Origin of the sequence: Nonomuraea rosea (genome assembly GCF_039539705.1) — a bacterium.
Classification (GTDB): Bacteria; Actinomycetota; Actinomycetes; order Streptosporangiales; family Streptosporangiaceae; genus Nonomuraea; species Nonomuraea rosea.
This window is the reverse complement of record NZ_BAABDQ010000015.1, coordinates 26,096-43,327: the sequence shown is the minus strand read 5'-3', so window position 1 is coordinate 43,327 and position 17,232 is coordinate 26,096. Positions and strand designations below refer to the sequence as shown.

General features: G+C 69.7%; 16 protein-coding genes. 7 read left to right on the top strand and 9 right to left on the bottom strand.

From position 1 onward, the window contains the following. Positions 1-68 precede the first annotated feature (68 nt). Positions 69-890, bottom strand: a complete 822-nt coding sequence (locus ABEA43_RS30970; protein WP_345567309.1) for an SDR family NAD(P)-dependent oxidoreductase — start codon at positions 888-890, stop codon at positions 69-71. A 149-nt stretch (positions 891-1,039) separates the two neighbouring features. Next, positions 1,040-3,040: a sulfatase-like hydrolase/transferase gene (locus tag ABEA43_RS30965; RefSeq protein WP_345567308.1), complete on the bottom strand. Its 2,001-nt coding sequence runs from the start codon at positions 3,038-3,040 to the stop codon at positions 1,040-1,042. A 327-nt stretch (positions 3,041-3,367) separates the two neighbouring features. On the opposite strand from ABEA43_RS30965, the gene ABEA43_RS30960 reads away from it, so the two are divergent. Continuing rightward, the gene (locus ABEA43_RS30960) at positions 3,368-3,802 is read left to right on the top strand and encodes a GMC family oxidoreductase (RefSeq protein WP_345567306.1); all 435 of its coding nucleotides are present in this window, start codon (positions 3,368-3,370) and stop codon (positions 3,800-3,802) included. On the opposite strand, the gene ABEA43_RS30955 is transcribed toward ABEA43_RS30960, so the two are convergent. Continuing rightward, positions 3,720-4,238: an SRPBCC family protein gene (locus tag ABEA43_RS30955; RefSeq protein ID WP_486348727.1), complete on the bottom strand. Its 519-nt coding sequence runs from the start codon at positions 4,236-4,238 to the stop codon at positions 3,720-3,722. The two genes, ABEA43_RS30960 and ABEA43_RS30955, sit on opposite strands and share 83 nt — an antisense overlap. 100 nt (positions 4,239-4,338) lie before the next feature. Next, a complete protein-coding gene (locus ABEA43_RS30950) occupies positions 4,339-5,190 on the bottom strand; it encodes a helix-turn-helix transcriptional regulator (protein ID WP_345567305.1) in 852 nt (283 codons plus the stop codon). A gap of 86 nt (positions 5,191-5,276) precedes the next feature. On the opposite strand from ABEA43_RS30950, the gene ABEA43_RS30945 reads away from it, so the two are divergent. Beyond that, positions 5,277-6,059, top strand: a complete 783-nt coding sequence (locus ABEA43_RS30945; RefSeq protein WP_345567304.1) for an SDR family NAD(P)-dependent oxidoreductase — start codon at positions 5,277-5,279, stop codon at positions 6,057-6,059. 41 nt (positions 6,060-6,100) lie between these two features. Here ABEA43_RS30945 and ABEA43_RS30940 read toward each other — a convergent pair whose 3' ends face one another. Together ABEA43_RS30940 and ABEA43_RS30935 are read right to left on the bottom strand one after the other, a co-directional pair. Further along, complete coding sequence (locus ABEA43_RS30940; RefSeq protein WP_345567303.1) at positions 6,101-7,618, bottom strand: RtcB family protein; 1,518 nt, start codon at positions 7,616-7,618, stop codon at positions 6,101-6,103. Between the two features lie 252 nt (positions 7,619-7,870). Continuing rightward, positions 7,871-8,374, bottom strand: a complete 504-nt coding sequence (locus ABEA43_RS30935) for a hypothetical protein (RefSeq protein WP_345567302.1) — start codon at positions 8,372-8,374, stop codon at positions 7,871-7,873. A 276-nt stretch (positions 8,375-8,650) separates the two neighbouring features. On the opposite strand from ABEA43_RS30935, the gene ABEA43_RS68685 reads away from it, so the two are divergent. Beyond that, positions 8,651-8,836 carry a glycine zipper domain-containing protein gene (locus tag ABEA43_RS68685; protein WP_486348726.1) on the top strand — a complete coding sequence of 62 codons (186 nt, stop codon included), beginning with the start codon at positions 8,651-8,653 and terminating at the stop codon, positions 8,834-8,836. Between the two features lie 346 nt (positions 8,837-9,182). Here ABEA43_RS68685 and ABEA43_RS30925 read toward each other — a convergent pair whose 3' ends face one another. Beyond that, positions 9,183-9,464: a SigE family RNA polymerase sigma factor gene (locus tag ABEA43_RS30925; protein ID WP_345567300.1), complete on the bottom strand. Its 282-nt coding sequence runs from the start codon at positions 9,462-9,464 to the stop codon at positions 9,183-9,185. Between the two features lie 97 nt (positions 9,465-9,561). After that, positions 9,562-10,071 carry a hypothetical protein gene (locus ABEA43_RS30920; RefSeq protein ID WP_345567299.1) on the bottom strand — a complete coding sequence of 170 codons (510 nt, stop codon included), beginning with the start codon at positions 10,069-10,071 and terminating at the stop codon, positions 9,562-9,564. A 219-nt stretch (positions 10,072-10,290) separates the two neighbouring features. Between ABEA43_RS30920 and ABEA43_RS30915 the strand changes: the two genes are divergently transcribed. From ABEA43_RS30915 to ABEA43_RS30905, 3 genes are all read left to right on the top strand, one after another. Beyond that, positions 10,291-11,082, top strand: a complete 792-nt coding sequence (locus tag ABEA43_RS30915; protein WP_345567298.1) for a DUF4253 domain-containing protein — start codon at positions 10,291-10,293, stop codon at positions 11,080-11,082. A 374-nt stretch (positions 11,083-11,456) separates the two neighbouring features. Further along, positions 11,457-12,692, top strand: a complete 1,236-nt coding sequence (locus tag ABEA43_RS30910) for an FxsB family cyclophane-forming radical SAM/SPASM peptide maturase (protein WP_345567297.1) — start codon at positions 11,457-11,459, stop codon at positions 12,690-12,692. Next, complete coding sequence (locus ABEA43_RS30905; protein WP_345567295.1) at positions 12,689-13,990, top strand: HEXXH motif domain-containing protein; 1,302 nt, start codon at positions 12,689-12,691, stop codon at positions 13,988-13,990. The genes ABEA43_RS30910 and ABEA43_RS30905 overlap by 4 nt, the downstream gene beginning before the upstream one ends. A 6-nt stretch (positions 13,991-13,996) precedes the next feature. Here ABEA43_RS30905 and fxsT read toward each other — a convergent pair whose 3' ends face one another. After that, positions 13,997-16,498, bottom strand: coding sequence for an FxSxx-COOH system tetratricopeptide repeat protein (fxsT, locus tag ABEA43_RS30900; protein WP_345567293.1), 2,502 nt, complete (start codon positions 16,496-16,498; stop codon positions 13,997-13,999). A gap of 306 nt (positions 16,499-16,804) precedes the next feature. Between fxsT and ABEA43_RS30895 the strand changes: the two genes are divergently transcribed. Continuing rightward, a complete protein-coding gene (locus ABEA43_RS30895; protein ID WP_345567291.1) occupies positions 16,805-16,993 on the top strand; it encodes a hypothetical protein in 189 nt (62 codons plus the stop codon). Positions 16,994-17,232: the final 239 nt, after the last annotated feature.

Below are 17,232 nucleotides of genomic sequence, written 5' to 3'. Positions count from 1 at the left end.
CCTCTTCTCGGCGCGGACGATTCCTCGGGTCCGCGGCCTCGCTGTCGATGCGTGAACCGGTGCCGGCCTCAGCCCGGAGCCTGCCGGCTGAGGTGCTCCCAGGCCTGGTACTCCTCCGTGCGCGCCTGGTCCATCTGCTGGACCATGTCGTAGGAGGCGCCGCCGACGATCAGCCGCAGCGGCGGCTCCGCGAGGCCGGCCAGCTCCATGATCACCGGCGCTGCCGTGCTCGGATCGGGGCCGGCGTCCTCGCCCCACATCTCGGCCAGCCTGGCGCGCAGCGGCTCGTAGTCCGGGCGCGGCTCCGTCGTCGTGGTGCCGCGCGTGAACAGGTCCGTGCCGTACCCGCCCGGCTGCACGATCGTCACCTTGATCCCGAACGGCGCCACCTCCATGGCCAGCGCCTGGCTCACCGAGTCGAGCGCGCTCTTGCTCGCCGCGTAGAACCCGACGGACGCGAACCCGCCGCCGGATCCCATCGAGGTGACCTGCAGGATGTGGCCGGACCGTTGCGCCCGCAGGTGCGGCACGACGGCCTGGGCCACCCAGACCGCGCCGAAGAAATTGACGTCGAACTGGGCGCGGACCTGCTCCTCCGTGGCCTCTTCCACCATGCCGAGCAGCATCCCGCCGGCGTTGTTGACCACGATGTCGAGTCGGCCGAACGCCGCTGCCGCCCGGTCCACCACCTCCCGCACGGCCGCGCGGTCGCTGACGTCCAGCGTCAGCCGTACGAGGCTGTCCGGATGCGCGGCGGCCAGGTCGTCGAGCGGGCCGAGGTCGCGCGCGGCAGCCACGACGCGGTCTCCGGCGGCCAGCGCCGCCTCGGCGAAGGCCCTGCCCAGGCCCCTCGACGCGCCGGTGATGAACCATACTCGGGCAGTTGTCATGCGGTCTCCTCGCTTACATGAGACGAGACGGTCCGCCTCGTAAGGTCAGAGTCTGCAGGCATACCGCTCCCATGTCAAGACGAAACGTATCGTCTCGTTGAGGTTTCGAAGCCGGAGATCACGGCGGCGAGCAACTCGACCGTGAGCCGTCAGCGACGGCGGACCGCGAAGCGCTCCACCGCGAGTGTGCCGCCGTCGATGCGGACGCCGAAGCCATAGCGATACTGCGCGCGGACGTTCGGATCGTCGAGTCGTGCGTAGCGGCCGACGTCGGCGGTGAACAGGTACTGCCAGGCTCCGCCGGCCGCCACCGCGTACGCGGTGAGCTCGTCGCGGTGCAGGACGCACGCCAGCCGCGCGTTCGGCCCGGGATAGTCGATCTTCCCGTCGAGCTGGACGATGCGCTGGGCGGTCAGCTCACCGTCGACCCGGACGTCCCAGCCGGTGCGCTTGCTCCGGTGGTTGTACCAGACCACCAGGTAGTTCCCGGCGTCCTTGACCAGGCCCGCGAACAGGGTGTCCTGGGTCGGCGCGGCGGCCCTGGCATACGAGCGCTGGCTGACGATGATCGCGGCCGGCGACTCGTTCACGACGACGTCCGAACGCAGCAGCGCGAACGCGGCGGCCCCGTCGGCGGCCACGGTGAGCGCACCACCGGCGGCCTGCACCGTCCCAGGGCGTCCCTCCGGACCCGGTGCCAGGACGGTGAAGCCGGCAAGCCCGCCCGAGAACTCCCGTTCGAGCACCAGGCCAGGGAAGTTCTCCGGCGTGGGCTGCGGCGGCAGCAGGCCGACGTCCCGTAGATGCGCGTCCAGGGCCGCCTGCAGCTGCCGCGTCTCGTCGGGCAGCCGGCCGGCCAGGTTCTCGGCCTCCCCGGGATCGGCGAGCAGGTCGTACAGCTCGGTCTGCCCGTCGTGCAGATACCGCAGCAGCTTGTGCCGGCCGCGGCGGACCGAGGCGGCGGGCGCGCCGGGGTTGTGCCAGTGCGGGTACACCCAGAACAGGTCGGTACGCTCCGGCGCCGTGCCGCCGCTCAGCAGGCCGGCGAAGCTGACGCCGTCGAGGTGCTGTCCCGGCGGCCTGGCGACGTCGGCGGTGTCGAGCAGGGTGGGCAGGAAATCGACGGTGCTGAACGGGGTGTCGACGACTCGCCCGCCGGGCCCCGCCGGGTGGTAGGCGATCATCGGCACGCGGACGCCGCCCTCGTACAGGGTCGCCTTGGCGCCGCGCAGCGGGCTGCTGGTCGCCACGCCGCCGTCGCCACCGTTGTCCGACAACAGCAGAATGACGGTGTTCTCGGCGATGCCGAGCCGGCGCAGCGTGTCCCGGATCGTGCCGACGCCGTTGTCGATGACCTCCAGCATCGCGGCGAGGACCGGGTTCTTGCCCCGTTCCCCGGCGCCCGGCTTCGCCGCGTACTTGTCGATCAGTGGTTGCGGCGCCGCCAGCTTCGTGTGGGTGGCGTAGTGCGACAGGTAGAGGAAGAACGGCCGCGCTTCGTCCTGGGCGCGGGTGATGAAGTCCACGGCCTCCAGGTTGAGCCGGTCGGTGAGGTACTCGTCCTCCCCGCGAGCGGGCAGATCCGGCAGCATGAAGTACGGGTGGAAGTAGTCGCCGTCGGCGATGTACTTCTGCTCCGAGGCGATGACGTCGGTGAAACCGTGCGACCACGGGTTCCCGGGCCGGTCGCGCACCGCGCCGGTGTAGGTCTCGCTCAGGTGCCACTTGCCGATCAGGCCGGTGCGGTAGCCGGCGTCGCGCAACGTCTCCGGCAGGGTCTGGTGACCGGTCGGCAGAAAGTCGTCGCCGGCGGCGCCGAGAAACTCGGTGATCCCCACGCGCGCCGGGTACTGCCCCGTCATGATGCTGGCCCTGGTCGGCGAGCAGACCGGTGCCGCGGCGTAGCCGTGCTCGAACCTGATCCCGTCCGCGGCGAGGCGATCCATGTGCGGGGTCTCGTTGAACGTGTTGCCGTAACAGCCCAGCTCTCGCCGGGCGAGGTCGTCGATGAGAACCACGATGATGTTCGGCTTCGTCGCCGCGACCTCGGAGGCGCGGGCGCGCGCCGCCGGGCCGACCGCGCCGCCCAGGCCGGCTGCCGCCGCCAGCCCCCGCAGTACTGTGCGCCGGTCCGGCATCGATGTTGTCATGGAGTGGGGGACCTCCGGTCTGGTCGCTGACATTTTTGACACGCCGGCGTCAAGTATCGGAGGGTATGACAGGACACGTCCAGCGTCCGGCCCGCTCCACAGGTCCCCTGAGCGGGGCGCAAAAGCACTCGCGCGCACTGCGCCAGCAGCCACCGCTCCGCTTCCGGAAGCGACCAGCCGTTGTCCTCGGTAAGCATGAGATAACCGGAATAGCCGAAGGAGAACCACAACACGTCCGTCGCGTACCCGGTGTCGATGCCGTCCGCGAGGCCGCCGAGCGCGTGCAGGTGCTCGGCCACCGCGGCCAGCGTGCCGCGATAGCGCTCGGTGGACGAGCGCAGGGCCGGCCCACTCGTCGACCAGGATCCGCAGGAGCGCGACCTCGGCGTACGCGTGGTGCGCGACCTCCCAGGGGTGGGCGCCAACCTGCAGGACCATCCCATGGTCACGCCGGTGTGGCCGGTGTCGGACGGCAGCCCGCTCTGGAACACGCTGACCGAGAACGACGTCCGCGACTACCACCTGCTGCGACGCGGCCCGCTCGCCTCGCTCACCCAGGCCGCCGCGGTGCTCCGCAGCGACGCCACTCGTCCGACGGTGGATCTGCAATTCACCCTGACGCTGCTGGGCATGACCGGCGAGATGACGCTGATCGAGGAGCCGGTCGTCACCTACGCGATCAGCGTGCCGGACCCGGACAGCCGCGGCAGCGTGCGACTGTCCGGCACATGCGCCGCTGGTCGATCCCGGCTATCTCGGTGACGACGGTGATCGCGTCCGGTTGCGATCCGGTCTCCGGGTCGGCCTCGATCTGGTCGCCGGTCCAGCTCTCCTCGGTACGGACGAGGACACCCCCCTTGACCTTGATGAAGTTCCACACGTGCACGCCCTCGTCGATGCGCAGCCCCTCACCGATCGCGGGCCCGCTCCAGCGGATGCACTTGCCCTGCTGGACGTCCTTGACGGTGGAGGTGATGACCAAGGTGGTGGCGGTGGTCGTGGGCGTGGCGGGCGCCGGAGTGGTCCACCGGAACCGCGAGTCCTTCCGCAGCGGTCCCCGGTCCAGCCGCTTGACGCTGGTGACGGTTTCCTGCCAGGACGGCCAGGCCTCCACCTTGGTGTGCAGCTTCCAGACGGTGCTCAGCGGCGCCTTGATGAAGGCCTCGGTCCGGTGGTGGAGCTTGGCGTCGGGGTCGATGCCCTTGCCGCGGCAGGTCAGCGAGTCCGAATGGCTCGGGTTCGCGTTCTGGTCGATGGTGGCGGCGTCCGCCGATGCGGCGCCGGCGGCGAGGAGCCCGTCACCCCAGATAATCCGCGGCCTCGGCGCCGAGCACGTTCAGCAGAGCCAGAGCCTCGGCGCTGGGGGATCCGGGCGGCGCGCTGTAAAGCACGAGGTGCTGGTCGCAGTCCGTGAGCGCGAGCGAGTCGCACTCGACGGTGATCTCCCCGACGACCGGGTGGCGGAAGGTCTTTGTGAGCACCGGCGCGGCCTGCACGTCGTGCCGCTCCCACAGCCGGGCGAACTCGGGGCTGGCGTCGCGGAGCTCCTCGACGAGGCCGATCACCGCGGGATCCGTCGGGTAGCGGGGGAGGGCGGCACGGAGCTGCATGACGACATGGTGCCGGAACTCCGCGGCGTCGGAGATCCCGTACAGCGTCGTGCCAGGTCGGGCGGGCCCGAGGAATGCGCGGCGCGCGAGATTGCGGTCCTCCGGGCTGAGCTCGGCAAAGTTCTCCATGAGCGCGGCCGCGAGGTCGTTCCAGGCGAGCACCTCGAACGTCGCGGATATCACGAAAGCGGCCGTCTGCGGCAGCCGTTCGAGGAGCGCGACGATGCTCGGGCGGACATCGCGCCGGTGCAGGCCGGTGCGGGTCGGCGCAGTGCCCGCGAGGACGTGGAGGTGATCGGACTCGGCGTCCGTGAGCCGCAGCGCGCCGGCGATCCCGGCGAGGACCTCGCCCGACGGCCGTGGCGCCCTGCCCTGTTCGAGCCGTACGTAGTACTCGGTGGAAATGTGGGCGAGGACCGCCACCTCCTCGCGGCGCAGACCCGGCGTCCGGCGTCGCGAGCCCGAGGGGAGGCCGACGTCCTCCGGCCGGAGCCGCTCGCGACGGCTACGGAGGAACGCTCCGAGCTCCTGCTTGTCCATACCCCCAGTCTGCACGCTGCGCTGCGGCGCATCCTGGTACAGCCTGTGCCTGCCTCCGGCATGGAGGCCGGCCTGACACTGACGTCATGACGAACACCATCGACATCGCACCCATCGGCCTGCTCACCGGCAAGGTCGTGTTCATCACCGGCGCCAGCCGCGGCATCGGAGCGGCGGCGGCCCGGCTCTTCGCCCGCGAGGGCGCCGCCGTCGTGCTCGCCGCCCGCAGCACCGACGCCCTCGACCGGGTCGTCACCGAGGTCCGCGCCGACGGCGGCGTGGCCGACGCCGTCACCCTGGACCTCGCCGACCGGGCGAGCGTCCGCGCGGCCGTCGACCGCGTCGCGGAGCTGCACGGACGGCTCGACGGCGCCTTCAACAACGGCGCGGCGATCCAGCAGCCCGGCCCGCTCGACACCACGAGCGATGAGGACATCGACGAGCAGTTCGCCGTGAACTTCCGCTCGCACTGGGCCGCCATGACCGCCGAGGCCGCACTCATGCGGCGCAACGGCGGCGGGGCGATCGTCAACACCTCGAGCATCGGCAGCCGCCGCGCGAACCCCGCCCTCCCCGCGTACGGCGCGATGAAGCGCGCGCTCAACAGCATCACCGAGACCGCCGCGGTGAGCTGGGCCCGTGACGGCATCCGGGTGAACGGCATCACCCCCGGCGGCACCGCCACGGTGATGATCGACAAGTGGGAGGCGGCGACCCCCGGCATCACCGAGAAAGTGAAGGCCTCGGTCCCGCTCGGACGGATGGCCGAGCCCCACGAGGTCGCCGAGGCGGCCGCCTGGCTGCTCAGCGACCGGGCCTCGATGGTGACCGGCGCGATCGTGCCGGTGGACGGCGGCGCCGGCGCCTGAAGGAACGATCGTGCCGGCGCCTGAAGGGAGAGCCCAGGTGGTCAGCCCTTGACGGTGAGGAGCGGGCGCAGCTCGGCCACCGGATCCGCCACCCCTCCCGCCTGCAGGCTCGACACCACAGGCCCGATGTCCTTGTACGCCCACGGGGCTTCCTGCTTGAGGTCGCGCCGCCAGGCCGCCATCACGTCCGCGCGGCGCGCCACGGTCGGATCGCGGTGGTCCAGCGGCGTGACCACGCGGAACTCCCGCAGGAACGCGTCGAGGTCACGGTCGCCGGCCCGTGCGGTGGCGCCGCGCGGGACCCGCCGTCCGGCGCCGTGGCAGGCGCTGGCCAGCGTACGGGCGTTGCCGTGGCCCCGCAGCAGGTAGCTGGAGGAACCCATCGACCCGGGCACGATCACGGGCTCGCCCCACATCGCGTACGGGCCGCCGGTCATCTGCTCGGGACCGCCCGCCGGCGTCGCGCCTTTGCGGTGGACGACACGGTCCTCCTCCTGCCAGAACAGGTTGTGCGGCGCGTCGTAGACCAGCCGCGCCGTCGTCGGACCGCATTCGGCGGCGAGCCCGGCCCGCATGGTCAGGGCGAGGAAGAACCGGTTGCCCGCGGCGAAGTTGGCGGCGTTGCCGAACGCGTCCAGATAACGGCGCCGGGCGGCGGCCGTACGCTCGTCCAGCAGGAACGGCAGGATCTGGTTGCGGGGCCGCGACAACCCCGGCGGCCAGGTCTGGCGCAGCCGATCCAGCGCTGTGGCGTTGGCCTGGTGCCCCAGCGACAGCGAACCGCTGTGCACCATCAGCACGACCGAGCCCGCTGTCAGGCCCCACGCGTACGCGGCGGCGGGGTCGTGGATGTGTGCCACGTACTGCAGCTCGGCGAAGTGGTTGCCGCCGCCGATGCTGCCGATGAGGCTGTCGTGGCTGGCGGCCGTGGTGCCGCCCGCGCTGGTGATCCAGTCGGCGAACGCCTCGGCGGTGCCGGTCGGGTGCGCGGGAGCGTGCATGCGGTCCAGGCAGTCCTCGGCGTCGGTCGGCTGGTGGCCCTGCCAGGAGGCGTCGCCGGTGAGCAGGAGCCCCGGGAGCCCGTCGCACAGGAGGGCTTCCCGCTGGGCGGGGGTGAGGGCGATGCGGCGGCCGCCCTCGAAGAACAGGTGCCGCAGCCGCCGTTCCAGGGCGTCCAGGCGCGGCCGTACCTGCTCCAGGGTGAGCGAGGTGACCTCCAGCCGCATACCGCAGTTGACGTCGTTGCCGACCGCCTGCGGGAGGAGCGCGCCCTCGGTCTCGATGACCGTGCCGATCGGGATGCCCGCGCCCTTGTGGAAGTCGGGCGTGAGGACGAGTCGGGTCAGGCGGGGCGGCGGGCCGTCATGGCCGGGTACGGCCTCGGCGAGGCGGGCGAGGGTGCCGGCGGTCTCCAGGACGGACAGCACTTCGTCGACGGCCGCCGGTTCGAGGGGGACGCCCTCGTCGGCGCAGATGTCGACGGGGACGTTCCAGGAGTTGGGGAGAGTGAGCCACTGCTCGTCACGGCGGACGAGACGGTGATCCTGACGGACACGCATGATGGTGAAGTCCTTCGGGCTGCTGAAATGACGTGCGAGAGGGGCGCGCGGTTGAAGAGCGCGCCACAGAAGACGACGGAACAGGACCGTCGCCACAGGCCTCGTGGGTCAGCAGCCGCGAGGTGAAGACGTATCCGACCGTAGTGCGGCACGCGCCGCCCGCGCCACGGATTTACGGCGATCTCCACCTCGGTGCGCAGGAAAAGAGCCGCCCCGATTGACGAGGGCGACTCTTTCAGCGCGCATGAATCGCTACTTGGGCGAGGCCGCGGTCTGGGTCCAGCGTGAGTAATTGACCGGATTCACGGTGGCGGCGATGCGGACGTCCGAGTTACTGGCCTGGTCGTAGAGGTTGGCGTAGTCGCGGCGGACCGACTCGATCAGGTTGTTGCGGACGACCCAGTCCATGGACGTGCCGTTACCGCACGTGCCTTCGCGGACGCCGTTCGGGCTGGTGTTCTCCGCCCAGAGGCACTTGTTGGTCTTCCAGTTCTTCAGATGGAGACGGCCGCCGCCGTTGGGGGAGTCCTCGACGATCCAGATCTGGTTGTTCCAGCGGGCGCTGCTGCGGGCCACGCATGCCTTGGTGACGATGTCGCTGCCGGTGTCCTCGAGACAGGCACTGGTGGCCCAGTTGCTGAACCTCACGAACTGGGCGGGTGCGGCGGCGAGGGCGGGTGCGGATGCGGGGCTGATGGCGAAAGCGCCTGTCGCGAGAACGCTTGCCAGGCCGAGCTTCGCCGTTTTCTTGATCACGAAGGTGGTCCTTTCGTGTGAGGAGTTCAGAGGGTGCGACCGCGGGATCCAGTGCACTACGGGCCGCCGCTGCGTGTCGCCCTGTTCCCGCCTGAGCCGGAACACCCAGTTCACCGGCCTGCGTGCGGTATCCGGTGCCCCTTTACGGCCGACGCCTGCTGCGGCGCCGGGAACCTTGACGTCAGGTCCTACGTTTGTGGAGGAAGATGGTCGCGCATCCGCCGTGGTGGGCCGCCAGGTCGTCAGCCTTCCGCCCACCTCCCCGGGAGAGATGCGATGACGAGCAAGAACATGCCACCGGGCGCCGGGTTATGTTTCGGGATCAGCCTCGGCTTGGTCTTCGGCGCCGTCTTCGGGATTGCCTTGGACAACCTCGCCATCGGTGTCTCGCTGGGTGTTGCCCTGGGTGCCGCCGTCGGCTCCGCCTTGAGCGTGCGGAAGAACGACGACGGCGAATCCTGAGCGTCGCGCCCGGGTTCGTCAGGAGCGCCCAACGACGAAAAGGCGACACGCGCCCGCTCGGCCACCACGGCCCCGCCCGCGTCGTACGCGGTGACGGTGACCGGCGGCGTGCGGATGGTGATGTCCGCGTTGACCGTCGCCCGCACCCTGCCGATGAAGAACCCGTTCCGCAACGTGGCCTCGTCTCCTGCCCCTCCGCCCAGACCAGCCGTACGCGCGTCACCTCGCCTACCACCCGGCCGGCCACCACCAGGAAGGCCGGGTCGGCGCCGTCCCGGCCCGGGTTCACCAGGGACTTGGTCTGGACCGCGTACGTGTCCACCTGCAGCGGCCCGCTCAGCGCCAGTCACCCGGGAGGGTCGTAACCCCAGTACGAGAAGATCGGCGCCTCGGGGTAGCTCACGCCCGGCTCTCCCGGCAGGCACAGGACGAACCCCTTGGTACTCCCTACGAACTGCGACTTCCCGAGCTTGATGCCCCGCCGGTGACCGGCCGCCTTGACCAGCGCGCTCTGCAGCAGGTCTTCGGCGGCATGCTGATCACCGGTAAGCACGTACGCCAGCCGTATCAGCCGATCCGATGCGGCGGCGACGAACTCGGCGAAATCACGTTGGTCCGCGGATCGCACAGAGCCTCCCCGTCGGGGTCCCGCCTTCTTGGACGGCTGCGGCACGTGGATCTATGGCGTACGGACCGAACGTTTCCCGCCCCTGGTCACCCGCCTGTCAATCAGCCTGGGCGGACGGAAAATAGCCCAGGATGAATTCGGCGTTCACCTTGGAGGCGGGCGGATTCGACTCGCAGTCGGAGCGTACGGACACGAAGTGGCTCTGCGTGTGCGGGACATAGCAGCGATAGAGCGCTCGCCTGCCCGCCCCCGGGCTCTTGTAAAGGAAGCCCTCCCGCCGGAGGAACGTGTTGTTCTTCGAGCTGCTGACGCTGTTCTCGCAGTCGCTCTCGCCGGTCAGGAACTGGTCGCGCCGGGCGTTGCCCGCCAAGCAGCCGTAGATCGCCCTCGTGCCCGGAAGGTTGCTGGTCAGAATGGGGACCCGGCCCTCCTCACGATATTTCGGCCCCGGCCGCGCGCCGCTGGTCACATAGTGCTGCAGCCCGTCGAAGTACCGCACCAGCGGAACGGCCTGCGGACCGGTCTCCGCGTGGGCCGCGGAGATCCCGGCTCCGGCGGTGACAATGGCCGCCGCCAGCGTGCCGAGTACGGCGAATTTCGCTCTCATGTCGACTTGCCTTTCATATGTTTCCGCATACGCGCCTCCCGCGTCGGGTCGCGCGAGATCGGCAGTCACTCTAGCCCCGCCGACATGGCGCTGATCTGCGTTACTTGACGTATGACCGGCTATTGTCAGTCGAATGTCCGCTTAATGTCCGGTCGCGTTTACTCTGTTTCGACCGTCACGGGAACCTCGCTGACGGGATCCAGCAAGGAAGGCATGCCGATGACCAGATTTCAGGTGCCCGACGGCCTGCGGGGCCGCCTGATCACGCCGAAGCCCGCATGGGCCCGAACGGGCGAGCCCGTGACCGATCCGGTGTTATGGATCACCGACGACCTGCTGCGCGATCAGGAGGCGGGCCGCCTTTGGGCGGATCTCCTGACTCGCCATCGCGAGAGCGGTCTGTGGCCCCTCCTGCTGGGCAACGGCGGTGACCACGTCACCCCCTGGCACGCCGGCGATCTGGCCCCCGTTCCGTCGAGCTGGGCGGATGAGCTGGACGTGGAAGGAGAGCTCTCCAAGACGTGGGGGAAGGAGCGGGTGTTCTGGCGCCAGTTCGAGGAAGAGCCACCTCCGTTCGACGAGTGGCCGGGCCTGGCCCGCGCAGGCGAGCAGGGGCCGGACCCCGACCGGCGCGCCTTCGAGCTGGCCACCACCCCGTCCGGCATCCGCCGCCTGCTCACGGGAACCGACCACAGTCCCTTTCTCGGCCTCGTCCCGGCCCGCGACGGTGCCGAGACCATCATCGCCGTCGGCTGGAGCTCGGCGGCGGGCGGTGCGAGGGCGACCGTCGTGCTGCGCAGCTGGCAGGAGCGGTTCGGCGTACGGCTCTGCTCACTCGGCCCCGACACGCTCAATGTCACCGTCGCCTGGCCGCCCCGCACTCTTGAGCACGCGCGCCATGTGGCCGTCGAGCATTACGCGTTCTGTCCCGACCTGCGCCAGGACAACGACTTCGAAGAGTACGCGGCCGAAATCGTGGATGCTCCGGTCTGGTCCTTTTGGTGGGACTGACCGCGGTGCCTGTGCGGGCCGCTGCGCCCTTTGCGATGGCCCGCCCGAATCCGAGACGCCTTTCCCGGAAATCGACGCCGGTTTCCTTTCGACAACCGCCTGCGCGGCGCAGGGCCGCCACGCCGACCAGTCCGCCCGTTCAAGGTCACCGCGATCCCGGTCCACCGGCCGGCAAGATGGCCACCTCCCCTCCCAAGGGTTGCCATCCGCGTTAGACGCCGCCATTTCGGACGGCTCTTTCGGCCATTCACAGGACCGCGCGCCGAGCCCCGCCGGGTTTGACGGGGTCCCTTTACACGCTCATAGTGGTTATGCACTATGCAGCGATTGCGCAACGACGCGCCGAATGCTCACCTCGAGGAGATGATCAAGGCGTGGCGGCGGACCTCGGATCGATGGAGTGCGCAGACCGTACCGAGTGGCCGAAAACGCTGGACGTGGCCGAGCTCAGGTCCCGAGGGTGGCGTCCCGCCCCGTTTCGCGAATTCGTATTGAAGGTCAACAGCAGGTGCGACCTGTCGTGCACCTACTGCTACGTCTATGAAATGGCCGACCAGAGCTGGCGCGACCAGCCCATTCGCATGTCGGCCCGCACCATCGCGCACACCGCCGAACGCGTCGCCGAGCACGTACGGACGCACCGCCTGTCCTCCGTCGAGCTGATACTCCACGGCGGCGAGCCGCTGCTCGCCGGCCCCGAGCTCCTTGCCCGCGTCGTCACGGCCACCCGCGCGGCCGTCGGCCGCTCGGCCTGCGTGAACACCCGCGTACAGACCAACGGCGTCCGGCTCGACGCCGCATTCCTGCGTTTGTTCGACGCCCTCGATATCTCCGTCGCGGTAAGCCTCGACGGCGACAGGAGCGCGCACGACCGGCACCGGATATTCGCGAACGGGAAGGGCAGCCACGACGCCGTCGCCCGCTCCCTGCGGCTGCTGCGTGAGTCGTTCCCGCGGTTGTTCAGCGGGCTGCTGTGCACGATAGACCTGCGTAACGACCCGGTGCGCAGCTATGAGGCGCTGCTCGAACACGGGCCGCCCAGAATCGACTTCCTGCTCCCGCTCGGCAACTGGTCCTTTCCGCCGCCGGGGCGCGTTCCCGGCAGCTCCGCCACGCCTTATGCCGACTGGCTCATCGCCGCCTTCGACCGCTGGTACTCCGCTCCGCGTAAGGAGACGGAGGTCCGTCTCTTCAGCGAGATCATCCACCTGCTGCTCGGCGGCCGGTCCAACAGCGAAACGGTCGGACTTTCGCCCAGTTCCGTGCTGGTCATCGACACCGACGGAACCATGGAGCTCTCCGACACCGTGAAATCCAGCATTCCCAACATGCCCGCCAACGGCCTCAACGTGGCGGCCAACTCATTTGACGAGGCATTGTTCCGGCCCGAAGCCGCGGCCCGCCAATTAGGCGCATCCGCACTGGCGGCAGAATGCCTTTCCTGCGATGTACGCGACGTGTGCGGGGGCGGGCAGTTCGCACACCGCTACCGGGCCGGGCACGGTTTCGCCAATCCTTCGGTCTACTGTCCCGACCTGTTGAAACTGATTCGTCATGTGAAAAGTGCTGTAGCCGCGGATGTCGGTGCCCAGCTGGAAAAGCTTCGATGAACCACCGCAGGCACCGGATATCCGAGGACGTGTTCGCCGAGCTGGCGGTAGGCGACGGCGGCGCCGGGGCGGTGCGGCAGCTCGCCGCCGTCGAACGCAGCAAACACCTGCTGCTGCTGCGCGGCGTGGTGGAGCGGGCCGCGGCCATCGGCCACCCGGACGCCGCCATGACGGCCGGTGCGTACGACCGGCTCGCCGCGCTCCAGGACGACGCTCCCGGCCCGGTCGAGAGCGTGCTGCTCTACCCGGCCGTCGGCGCCTGGCTCCGCTCGACCCTGCTCCTGCTCGACCGCGACCCCGCGCACGCCGACCCCGGCCGCCTGGCCGCCGTCGCCGCGGCCGCCGCGGTCAGGGCGCGCGCCCCGCTGACGATCGAGGCCCGGGCCGGCGGCGGATCGCTCCTGCTGCCGTCCGTGGGAGAGGCCCACGTGCCCGACGGCCCGGCCACCGTACGCAGCACGCCCGGCGGAGCCGAGATCATCAGCCCCGGCGGCGACGTGACCATCCCCGAGGATCACTCCCTCGACCTGCCGAGATGGCGTGGCCTGCGCCGCCTGGCCGTCACCGCCAACGGCCGCGCCCTCGGCCTCGTGCTCGACGACCTCGACCCCTACCGCATGCAGGCCGACCTGGCCGACCGGCTGCCCGCCGCCGACCTGCCCGGCTGGCGTACCGCGCTGGAGCGGGCCTGGGAGATCCTGACCACCCACCACCCGGCGACGGCCGCGGAGATCCAGGTCGCCCACCGCGTCCTGACCCCGCTCCGCTCGCCCGCCCACGGCCTGGTGAGCGGCACCGCGTCGGAGACCTTCGGCGCCGTGGGCCTGTCGGCGCCCGTGGACGGCCTGACGCTCGCCGCCACGCTGGCCCACGAGGTCCAGCACGCCAAGCTCGGAGCCCTGCTGGACGTCGTCGCCCTGGTCGAACCCGACGAGGGTCGCAGGTTCTACGCCCCGTGGCGGGAGGATCCGCGGCCCGCCTCCGGGCTGCTGCAGGGCGCGTACGCCTATCTGGGTGTCAGCGCCTTCTGGCGCCGCCAGCGCGCGCACGAGCCGGGCATCCACCCCCACAGCGAGTTCGCCCGATGGCGCGCGGGGGCGCTGGGAGCCGTGGACACCCTCATGACCTCCGGCCTCCTCACGCCGGCCGGAAAGGCCTTCGCGGGCCACATGCGCCGCGTCCTGGCCGGCTGGCGGAACGAGCCCGTGCCACCCGCCGCCCTGGCCAGGGCGCAGGAGGAGACACAGCGCCACCTGACCCGCTGGCGACAGGCCAACGGGCCGCGAGTGCGAGGCTAGACGGGCCTAGATCGGCGGCGGGTCGAAGTCGAAGTCGAGCTGGCGCGCCTCTCCCGCCACCACGGTGTCGGGGTGATCGGGGCCGCGTACCTGCCGGTACTGGTCGAGAGTCCGCGACAGCAGCTCCTCGGCCTTCTCGTCGGCGCCCAGCCGCCGCATCACCACGGAGAGGTTGGCCGCACACCCGAGCGTCAGCGGGTGCGTCTCGCCCAGCAGCCGCCGCGACCGCTCGTAGGTGTCCTCGCTGAGGCTCTGTGCCCGGCTCAGCTCCCCGAGCGTCGTCAGGTCGCTGGCCAGGTTGATCGCGACCGTGAGTGAGTAGTGGTGGTCACGGGTCAGGCGGGTGTCCAGGCCGAGCAGGCACTGCTCGTTGAGCTTGCGCGCGCTCTCCGCGTCCCCTCGCACCCGGTGCAGCAGGGCCAGGTTGCCCGCGCAGCCGTGGTTGTAGGGATGCTCCTCGCCGTACACCTGCGGATAGCGGTTCATCGTGTCTTTGGCCAGCGCGAACGCGGCGTTGATCTGGCCGGTGCTGCGCAGGGTGTTGGCGTGGTTCATGGCGGCGGCCAGCGTGTCGGGGTGACCGGGGCCGAACAGGCGCTTGTAGCGCTCGTAGACCTCTTCCGCGAGCTGGGTGGCGTCGTCGTAGCGGCCGGCCCGGCGCAGGGCGATCGAGCGGTCCTTGGCGGTGCGCAGCGTCACCCAGTGCTCGACGTCCAGCTCCTGCACACCGAAGGCATGGGCGTCCTCACCCAGGTCGCAGGCATCCTCGTAGTCGCCGCACAGGCGTACGACGCGGGCCAGGTTGCCGTAGCGCAGCAGATAGACGACCTTGCTGATGTCGCTCATCCGGTCGGAGGCCGTGTAGACCTCCTCGTGCATCGCCCGCGCCTGCTGGTAGCTGCTGATCAGGGCGTAGTCGAGCGCCAGGTTGTTTTTCGCGGCGAGCAGCTCGTCGTGGTCGGGCGGGAAAGTGGCCGCGTGGCCTCTGAGGACTTCCTCGTCGTGCCGCCTGGCCTCGTTGAAGTCGCCCAGGGCCCGCAGGTCACCGCCGAAGCCCTGCGCGATGAACAGCGTGCTCGGATGCTCGGGCCCGAAGACCTCACTCGCCCGCGCCAGGGCCGACTGGTCGGTCTCATGGGCCTTGGGGTAGTCGCCGAGCTCGCGCAGCACCGTGCCGAGCTGAGCCTGGGCGTCGATGGAGTGGGGATCGTCAGGGCCGGAGTCCTGGGTCCACTGCTCAAGGAAGCTCTCGACGAAGGCGCGACCGGTCTGGTGCTGGCCCGACATGTAGAGGTAGCGGACCATCTTGAGCGCGAAGTCCCTGACCTTGGGATCGCGGGTGCTCGCCACGTCCGCGGGCGCGATGTGCGGGACCAGCTCGCTGAATCGCGTCCAGTTCGTCTCGTCGCCTGGGGATCCGGGCGCGGCGCTGGCCAGCAGGAGGTGAACTCCCTTGCGGTAGCCCTCCTGCTCCGCCTCGCTGAGGTCGGCGCGGAGCAGCGCCTGGATGAGCCGGTGGACCTGGAGCGTGCGGGTGTCGGGATCGACCTTGGCGAGCGCGAAGCGACCGATGACGCGGATGGCGTTGCTGCGCAGCAGCGGCCTGTCGAGGATCTGCCGCAGCCCGGAGTCGACCCCCTCTTTCGGCCCCCAGCGGAAGACGTCGACGGGAATGGGCTCGGGGCCGAAGAAGGCGCAGTAGCGCAGCAGCTCGACGGCCTCGGCGAGCTGCTGCTCCAGCTGGCTCACCGAGAGCCGCCATGCGGCCGTCATCGACAGCGGATAGTCCAGCGGCTTGGGCATGTGCAACGTGTCGGACATGTGCTTCTGCAGCTGCTGGAGGTATTCCTCCACCGACATGCCCGCCTCGGCCTGCAGGGCTCCCGCCTGCTCCAGCGCGAGCGGCAGGTGCCCCAGCTCGTCCGCGAGCCGCTTGGCGTCGACCTCGCGCAGCGCGTTGGACACGCGCTTGTGCAGGAACTGCACGCTCTCGCCCTGGGTGAACACGTCGACGGGGACGGTCTCGACGACGCTGCGCCACTGCTGGTTGCGCGAGGTGATGAGCACGTGGCCAGGGCCGCGCGGGATGAGCTGGTTGATGTCTTCTGGCCGGTCGGCGTTGTCGAAGATCAGCAACCAGCGGCTGTACGGCTCGCCGCGGCGCAGCGCGTGCAGCACGGCCGCCGCCGTGTCGTCGATGCCGACGGCCTTGGCCGGAGGCAGGCCGAGCCGGGGCGCGAGCGCGGCCAGGGCCGCGGGCACCAGAAGCGCCTGGTCCGCAGAAATCCACCAAACCACGTCATACTCGGACGAATAGCGCCATGCGTACTCAACGGCAACTTGGGTCTTACCAACCCCGCCCATGCCATGAAGGGCATGCGGCACGACCGCGGTCACATCTGACGCGATTCCGGCATGTAGTTGCTCGAGAAGCTCATCTCGGCCGGTGAAATTCTTATTGCGCGGGGGTATCTTCTCGCTCCACACCTCTGGCAATCCGCGCTGCATCACAAGCTGATCCTAGCAACACCGGAGCGTGCCTCCTAGCACGACACCGAATAGGTAAGCATTCTGCACACTAGGCGATATCACTTAACACGCTCATACTGTCATCTAAGCGGACATAGAGGAGCAAATCTGCGGTTACATGATCTAGTGTTCGATAGTTCCGCCAGGTCAGAAACTTTGTCATGGCCGTGGCCGCCCCCTAGGCAAGGTTCGCCGTTTGGGTGATGCTGTTGCAGGTATGCCTTCACGAGGAGGGCTCGCCCGGTCCTGCCGACGCGAGCAACATGCCCGAAATGTGGAGTTTCAGTGGAGAGACAGGAGGATGGTTTGCACGAGCGTGTCGACGAAGGCGACAGTGGCCTGCTCGATCTTTCCGGGGCTTCGCTCCACGACATCGCGGCTCTCTCGGCGGAAGACCCGTCCGTGTTCGGCCAGGCGGTGAAGAGGGCGCTGACCCAGAGCGGGGCGCTCCTCGGGTTCAACCAGAGCATATGAGACCCCTCCATCCTCGACACGGACGGCAGCCATCTCCCGGCGGCTGTGCAACGAGAGGCGACCGGTATGCCACCCCATCAGGCGCGGGAACGTGAGCACGTCCCCTGCACGGTGGGTCGTGGCATGATCGCATCGGTCACCGGCATAAACTCTCGTCATGCGTCGGACCGGGCTCCGCCGGGCGACCGCACATGCCTTGAGAGGAGTCGGCAGCATTTCTGAGCAGTCGCCATCTTCTC

Coding starts and splice junctions, on each gene's coding strand:
- ABEA43_RS30965 (WP_345567308.1), bottom strand. CDS start 3,040: ATGACAACATCGATGCCGGACCGGCGCACAGTACTGCGGGGGCTGGCG.
- ABEA43_RS30915 (WP_345567298.1), top strand. CDS start 10,291: ATGACCAGATTTCAGGTGCCCGACGGCCTGCGGGGCCGCCTGATCACG.
- ABEA43_RS30970 (WP_345567309.1), bottom strand. CDS start 890: ATGACAACTGCCCGAGTATGGTTCATCACCGGCGCGTCGAGGGGCCTG.
- ABEA43_RS30950 (WP_345567305.1), bottom strand. CDS start 5,190: ATGGACAAGCAGGAGCTCGGAGCGTTCCTCCGTAGCCGTCGCGAGCGG.
- ABEA43_RS68685 (WP_486348726.1), top strand. CDS start 8,651: ATGACGAGCAAGAACATGCCACCGGGCGCCGGGTTATGTTTCGGGATC.
- fxsT (WP_345567293.1), bottom strand. CDS start 16,498: ATGCAGCGCGGATTGCCAGAGGTGTGGAGCGAGAAGATACCCCCGCGC.
- ABEA43_RS30940 (WP_345567303.1), bottom strand. CDS start 7,618: ATGCGTGTCCGTCAGGATCACCGTCTCGTCCGCCGTGACGAGCAGTGG.
- ABEA43_RS30920 (WP_345567299.1), bottom strand. CDS start 10,071: ATGAGAGCGAAATTCGCCGTACTCGGCACGCTGGCGGCGGCCATTGTC.
- ABEA43_RS30905 (WP_345567295.1), top strand. CDS start 12,689: ATGAACCACCGCAGGCACCGGATATCCGAGGACGTGTTCGCCGAGCTG.
- ABEA43_RS30945 (WP_345567304.1), top strand. CDS start 5,277: ATGACGAACACCATCGACATCGCACCCATCGGCCTGCTCACCGGCAAG.